At 59.0% G+C, this 7,059-nt stretch carries 5 protein-coding genes and 1 pseudogene; 2 read left to right on the forward strand and 4 right to left on the reverse strand.

The genetic code is table 11. The features are described from left to right. Positions 1-24: 24 nt before the first annotated feature. Positions 25-1,131, forward strand: a pseudogene (gene fabB / locus ACIOWE_RS25150) (beta-ketoacyl-ACP synthase I); the annotation flags it as partial. Between the two features lie 392 nt (positions 1,132-1,523). Beyond that, a complete protein-coding gene (locus ACIOWE_RS25155) occupies positions 1,524-1,712 on the forward strand; it encodes a hypothetical protein (protein WP_201237196.1) in 189 nt (62 codons plus the stop codon). Positions 1,713-1,782: 70 nt separating this feature from the next. Here the strand turns inward: ACIOWE_RS25155 and ACIOWE_RS25160 are convergent, their stop codons facing one another. From ACIOWE_RS25160 to rlmD, 4 genes are all read right to left on the reverse strand, one after another. Continuing rightward, positions 1,783-2,325 carry a DUF2058 domain-containing protein gene (locus ACIOWE_RS25160; protein ID WP_038367495.1) on the reverse strand — a complete coding sequence of 181 codons (543 nt, stop codon included), beginning with the start codon at positions 2,323-2,325 and terminating at the stop codon, positions 1,783-1,785. A gap of 24 nt (positions 2,326-2,349) precedes the next feature. Then, positions 2,350-3,183 carry a nucleoside triphosphate pyrophosphohydrolase gene (gene mazG / locus ACIOWE_RS25165; protein ID WP_401397165.1) on the reverse strand — a complete coding sequence of 278 codons (834 nt, stop codon included), beginning with the start codon at positions 3,181-3,183 and terminating at the stop codon, positions 2,350-2,352. A gap of 128 nt (positions 3,184-3,311) precedes the next feature. Next, positions 3,312-5,555, reverse strand: a complete 2,244-nt coding sequence (relA, locus tag ACIOWE_RS25170) for a GTP diphosphokinase (RefSeq protein ID WP_401397116.1) — start codon at positions 5,553-5,555, stop codon at positions 3,312-3,314. A 101-nt stretch (positions 5,556-5,656) separates the two neighbouring features. Next, positions 5,657-7,033 carry a 23S rRNA (uracil(1939)-C(5))-methyltransferase RlmD gene (rlmD, locus tag ACIOWE_RS25175; RefSeq protein WP_401397168.1) on the reverse strand — a complete coding sequence of 459 codons (1,377 nt, stop codon included), beginning with the start codon at positions 7,031-7,033 and terminating at the stop codon, positions 5,657-5,659. Between the last annotated feature and the right edge of the window lie 26 nt (positions 7,034-7,059).

Consider the following 7,059-nt stretch of genomic DNA (forward strand, 5'->3'; position numbering starts at 1 on the left):
AATGATAACCCATACAACAAGTAATATACAGAAATGAGTATGCGTAGCCAGGTTTACGGATCCATCGACATCAACCTTGAAGAGCTGATCGATCGCAAGATCTATCGCTTCGTCGGCCACGCAGCGGCTTACGCTTACCTGGCCATGAAAGACGCCATTGCTGACTCCGGCCTGACCGAAGAGCAAGTGTCCAACCCGCGTACCGGTCTGATCGCCGGCTCCGGCGGTGCTTCCACGCTGAACCAGATGGAAGCGCTGGACATCCTGCGCGAGAAAGGCGTGAAACGCGTTGGCCCATACCGCGTAACGCGGACCATGAGCAGCACCGTTTCCGCTTGCCTGGCCACGCCATTCAAGATCAAGGGCCTGAACTACTCCATCGCTTCTGCCTGCGCCACCAGTGCTCACTGCATCGGTACCGCAATGGAACAGATCCAGATGGGCAAGCAGGACATCGTTTTTGCCGGTGGCGGTGAAGAAGAGCACTGGAGCCAATCGTTCCTGTTCGACGCCATGGGCGCACTGTCCAGCAAGCGCAACGACACCCCGGAACAGGCTTCGCGTGCCTACGACAAAGACCGTGATGGTTTTGTCATCGCCGGCGGTGGCGGCATGGTCGTGGTTGAAGAGCTGGAACACGCTCTGGCCCGTGGCGCGAAGATCTACGCAGAAATCGTTGGCTACGGCGCGACCTCCGACGGCTACGACATGGTTGCCCCGAGTGGCGAAGGCGCGATCCGCTGCATGCAGATGGCGATGTCCACCGTTGATACCCCGATCGACTACCTGAACACCCACGGCACTTCGACTCCGGTCGGCGACGTCGCGGAAATGAAAGGTGTGCGTGAAGTGTTCGGCGACAAGGCTCCAGCGATCAGCTCGACCAAGAGCCTGTCCGGTCACTCCCTGGGCGCCGCTGGCGTTCACGAAGCGATCTATTGCATGCTGATGATGGAAGGCAACTTCATTGCCGGTTCCGCCAACATCGACGAGCTGGACCCTGAAGTGGCCGATCTGCCGGTGCTGACCAAGACCCGCGAGAACGCCACCATCAACACCGTGATGAGCAACAGCTTCGGCTTCGGCGGCACCAACGCCACGCTGGTGCTGAAGCGTTGGGAAGGCAAGTAATTCCCTGCTGCTGAGCCACACATGAAAACGCCCCGACTGGTTCGGGGCGTTTTTTTTGCCTGCGACAATCGTCATGACTCAACACAAATCCCCTGTAGGAGTGAGCCTGCTCGCGATAGCGGTGGATCAGCCAACATCGTCGGCGACTGACATTGCGCAATCGCGAGCAGGCTCACTCCTACAGGGGTTTTCGGTGCTCTGAAAATGAAACTTCTGTCATGAAACTTTGCGCCCTGCGACCGAATGTCGCGGATTTAGCGGGCTGTAGCACTGTTGCGTTTCACGCAAGAATACGTTGCACGAATCAAGCGTTTACTTAGCAAGCTAACAAATTATATAAAAGAGTCCTGCACACGCCTTGCTGCAGATAACTTGAGATTTGGAGCTAGCAGATGACTGTAAAAGTAACTGAACGCGACGATTCACACATGTCCCACGAAGGCGTAGCCGCCGGTATCCGCATCTGGGATGTGCATCAACAAGACTTGCTGGTCGGCATGTTCCACAACGAGATCGATGCCCACAACTACAAGGCCGAACTCGAAGTGCAAGAGCAACAACGGGACTTGCAATCCGCCTGATTCAACCACAGCATTGAAAACGAAAAACCCCGCCATCAGCGGGGTTTTTCGTTGTTACAGCTTTATCGATTTACCACATCAGATCGTCAGGGATCTGATAGGCCGCGTACGGATCGTCCTCGCTGCTGACCTCTTCAGTCTGCACATTGAGCTGCACGATACGCTGCGGATCGCGCTCCTGGATCTTCAGGGCCGCTTCACGCGGGATCACTTCGTAGCCGCCGGCATGATGGACGATCGCCAGCGAACCGCTGCTGAGCTTGTTGCGCATCAGCGTGTTGACCGAAATGCGCTTGACCTTCTTGTCATCGACGAAGTTGTAGTAGTCCTCGGTGGTCAGCTTCGGCAGACGCGAGACTTCGATCAACTGCTTGACCTGCGCAGCACGCGCCTTGGCTTCAGCCTTTTCTTTCTGCTGACGGTTCAGCTCCTGGTCGCGCTTGACCTTCTCGGCCATGGCTTCCTGGGCAGCGCGCTGCTGCGAATCATCCAGTTCGATCTGGCCTTTGTGGGCCAGACGCTGCTGCTTCTGCTTGTCCTTGCTGACCTGCTTGGCCTGCTTTTGGTTGACCAGACCTGCTTTGAGCAACTGATCGCGAAGGGAAATACTCATGTGCTTACTCACTTGGGCAGTTGCTCAGCCGCAGCTAGGCAAATTCTTTTCCTGACGTTTGGCTTCACCCCACAGGGCGTCCAACTCTTCGAGGGTGCAATCTTCTATGGGACGGTGGGTATCGCGCAATGCCTGTTCGATAAAACGGAAACGTCTTTCAAATTTGCCATTGGCGCCACGCAGTGCAGTTTCCGGATCGACCTTCAGATGCCGGGCCAGATTGACCACGGAAAACAGCAGATCGCCTATCTCTTCCGCGACCGCTTCGGGATCGTTTTCGGACATGGCTTCGAGCACTTCATCGAGCTCTTCGCGGACCTTGTCGAGCACCGGCAAGGCGTCCGGCCAGTCGAAACCGACCTGCCCGGCGCGCTTCTGCAACTTGGCTGAACGGGACAATGCCGGCAGCGTTGCCGGCACATCATCGAGCAGCGACAGTTGCTCGGGCGCGGCGGATTTCTCGGCGCGTTCTTCGGCCTTGATCTCTTCCCAACGCTGCTTGACCTGCTCCTCATTCAATCGCGGAACATCGAGCGGCGCATACAGATCGCCGGTCGGGAACACGTGCGGGTGACGACGAATCAGCTTGCGGGTGATGCTGTCGATCACCCCGGCGAATTCAAAACGCCCTTCTTCCCGGGCCAACTGACTGTAATAGACGACCTGGAACAACAGGTCACCGAGCTCGCCCTGCAAATGATCGAAATCGCCGCGTTCGATGGCGTCGGCCACTTCGTAGGCTTCTTCGAGGGTGTGCGGGACGATGGTCGCGTAGGTTTGCTTGATATCCCACGGGCAACCGTACTGTGGATCGCGCAGCCGGCTCATCAGGTGGAGCAGGTCTTCAAGGCTGTACATCATTTATCTCTCACCAAAAAACCCTGTGGGAGCTGGCTTGCCAGCGATTGCATCACCTCGATTCCCCTGAAAGACCGAGTTGTCCGCATCGCTGGCAAGCCAGCTCCCACATTCGATCGAAGCCATCGTTACGGCGTGCGGTTACGCCGCGTTTCGATGATGTTCGGCAACTGCGAAATCCGCCCCAGCAACCGCCCCAGCGCATCCAGACCCGGGATCTCGATGGTCAGCGACATCAGCGCGGTGTTGTCTTCCTTGTTCGAGCGGGTGTTGACCGCCAGCACGTTGATGCGCTCGTTGAGCAGCACCTGCGAGACGTCACGCAGCAGACCGGAACGGTCGTAGGCGCGGATGACAATGTCCACCGGATAGGTGAGCACCGGCACCGGGCCCCAGCTGACCTGAATGATCCGCTCCGGCTCGCGCCCGCCCAGTTGCAGCACCGAGGCGCAGTCCTGACGGTGAATGCTCACGCCACGCCCTTGAGTGATGTAGCCGACAATCGCATCGCCCGGCAGCGGCTGGCAGCAGCCCGCCATCTGCGTCATCAGGTTGCCGACGCCCTGGATCTGAATGTCGCCACGCTTGCCCGGCTTGTAACCGGTGGCCTTGCGTGGAATCAGTTCCAGTTGTTCGTTGCCGCGTTCCGGCTCGACCAGTTGCTGCGCGAGATTGACCAGTTGCGCCAGACGCAAGTCTCCGGCACCGAGGGCGGCAAACATGTCTTCGGCAGTTTTCATGTTGGCCTTGTCGGCCAGCTTGTCGAAATCCACCGCAGGCAGACCAAGACGCGTCAGTTCGCGCTCGATCAGGGTTTTACCGGCCGCAACGTTCTGGTCGCGCGCCTGCAATTTGAACCAGTGAACGATCTTCGCCCGCGCCCGCGAGGTGGTGACGTAACCCAGGTTCGAGTTCAGCCAGTCACGACTCGGCGTGCCGTGTTTGCTGGTGATGATCTCGACCTGCTCACCGGTCTGCAGGCTGTAGTTGAGCGGCACGATGCGCCCGTTGATCTTCGCGCCCCGGCAGTTATGGCCAATCTCGGTGTGCACGCGGTAGGCGAAGTCCAGCGGTGTGGCGCCTTTCGGCAAGTCGATGGCGTGACCGTCGGGGGTGAAGATGTACACCCGATCCGGCTCGATATCGACTCGCAGTTGTTCGGCCAGACCGCCGATGTCGCCCAGCTCTTCATGCCATTCGAGCACCTGACGCAGCCAGGAGATTTTCTCTTCGTAATGGTTCGAACCCGATTTGACGTCGGTGCCCTTGTAACGCCAGTGCGCGCAGACACCGAGTTCGGCTTCCTCGTGCATGGAGTGAGTACGAATCTGCACTTCCAGCACTTTGCCTTCCGGGCCGATTACCGCGGTGTGCAACGAGCGATAGCCGTTCTCTTTCGGGTTGGCGATGTAGTCGTCGAATTCTTTCGGGATGTGCCGCCACAGCGTGTGGACGATGCCGAGCGCGGTGTAGCAGTCGCGCATTTCCGGCACCAGCACGCGAACGGCGCGAACGTCGTAGATCTGGCTGAATTCCAGACCCTTGCGCTGCATTTTGCGCCAGATCGAATAGATGTGTTTGGCCCGGCCGCTGATGTCGGCGTCGACGCCGGTGGCCTGCAATTCGTCCTTGAGCTGGGTCATCACGTCGGCGATGAAACGCTCACGATCGAGCCGTCGCTCATGGAGCAACTTGGCGATCTGTTTGTATTGATCCGGTTCCAGATAACGGAAGGACAAGTCCTCCAGTTCCCATTTGATATGACCGATACCGAGCCGGTGCGCGAGCGGCGCGTAGATGTCAAAGACTTCCCGGGCGACCCGGTTGCGCTTCTCGTCGTCAGCGGTTTTAACCGCACGGATCGCACAGGTACGTTCAGCGAGTTTGATCAGCGCGACGCGCACGTCGTCGACCATTGCCACGAGCATCTTGCGCAGGTTTTCCACCTGCCCTTGCGTGCCCATGACCATCGATTGACGCGGGCTGAGGCTGTCACTGATAGCCGCCATGCGCTGTACGCCGTCGATCAGTTTGGCCACCACCGGACCGAAGCGCTGACCGACGGCCGCGAGTGCAATCTGGCCTTCGCGCACGCCGCGATACAGGACCGCGGCGACCAGCGAATCCTGATCGAGCTTGAGGTCGGCGAGGATCTCGGCGATCTCGAGTCCCGTGCTGAAACTGCCGGAGCCTTCGGCCCACAGATTCTTCTTGGCATTGGACTGTTGTTCGGCCTCGCGAGCGAACTCGCAGGCTTCTTTCAAGGCTTCGCGATCCAGTGCCAGATCGACACTGACCGCGTGATCGAGCCAAGCCTCGAGATTGATACTGCCGTCAGTGTTGATCGGCTGGTGTGCTCTCACCTGTACCATCTTGCTTTACCTTCCCTACGACGCAGATTCAATGCGTCAAATCGCTGAGCTTCGTTGCCCGTTTGCGCTCGCGGGGCTAAAGCGAGCGCGACACGGACAGCTCAGACGGATTCAGACGAGCCATCCTGGCTCGCTTCAAATAACGCCATGGCCTCGACATGTGCCGTCTGAGGAAACATATCGAGAATCCCGGCACGTTTTAACCGGTAGCCCTGCTTGATCAATTCGACCGTATCGCGCGCCAGAGTTGCAGGGTTGCACGACACATACACCAACCGTTTGGCACCCAGGGTCGCAAGCTTGCGCACCACCTCGAAAGCACCGTCACGCGGTGGGTCCAAGAGTACCGCAGAAAAGCCGTTTCCGATCCACTGGGCATCGGTCAAAGGCTGGGATAAATCGGCTTGAAAAAACTTTGTGTTATGCAAATTGTTACTAGCGGCGTTGGCAGCGGCGCGATCGACCATGGTCTGCACACCCTCCACCGCGACCACTTCGCGCACGTTTTGCGCCAGCGGCAAAGCGAAGTTGCCCAAACCGCAGAACAGGTCGAGCACACGCTCGTCGCGGGTCGGCTGCAGCCAGTCCAGCGCTTGCGCCACCATCGCTTCGTTGACCCCGGCGTTGACCTGGATAAAGTCGCCCGGCCGCCAGGCCAGATCCAGATTCCACTGCTCCAGGCGATAACCCAACGACTGGCTCGCATCCACCGGTTGCGGCTCCCCTTCACCGTGCAGCCACAACTGCGCTTCATGGAAATGGCAGAAGTCCTTGAGAATCGTCAGATCCGCTTCGGACAACGGCGCCATATGCCGCAGCAGCACCGCCAAAGACGAACCGCTGAACAATTCCACATGGCCCAGCGCCTGCGGTTTGCTCAAGCGACGGAGCATCTCCGGCAAACGGGTCATGATCGGTTGCAAGGGCTGTACCAGCACCGGGCATTCGCTGATGGCGACGATGTCCTGGCTGCCGGCAGCGCGGAAACCGACGTCGAGCTTTTTCGCCTTCATGTCCCAGCGCACGGCGATGCGGGCACGACGGCGATAGCCGAACTCGGGGCCGGTCAACGGTGCTGCCCACTCTTGTGGTTCGACACCGGCCACCTTCGATAACTGCTCGGCGAGCATGCGCTGTTTCAGGGCAAGCTGTTCGCCGTGGGGCAAATGCTGAACACTGCAACCGCCGCAGCGACCGGCGTGCGGACACGGCGCCGGACGGCGCAATTCACTGGTCTTGAACACGCGCTCGGTACGCGCCTCGACCACTTTGCCGTGGGCGCCGAGCACCCGCGCTTCGACCTCTTCACCGGCAAGGGCGCCGAGGACGAACCAGGTTTTGCCTTCGAAAAACGCGATGCCGCGACCGTCATTGGCCAGACGCTCGATGTTCAAGCGCTGCTTTTTGCCGGTCGGGATTTGCGCGGCCTTGCTGCCGCCGGTGGGCTGGAAGAGAAGTCCTATCTCGTGTTTGTCAATGAGTTGTGGTATTCGTTATTGTGGGT

Source organism: Pseudomonas sp. NPDC087598 (assembly GCF_044743525.1).
Taxonomy (GTDB): Bacteria; Pseudomonadota; Gammaproteobacteria; order Pseudomonadales; family Pseudomonadaceae; genus Aquipseudomonas.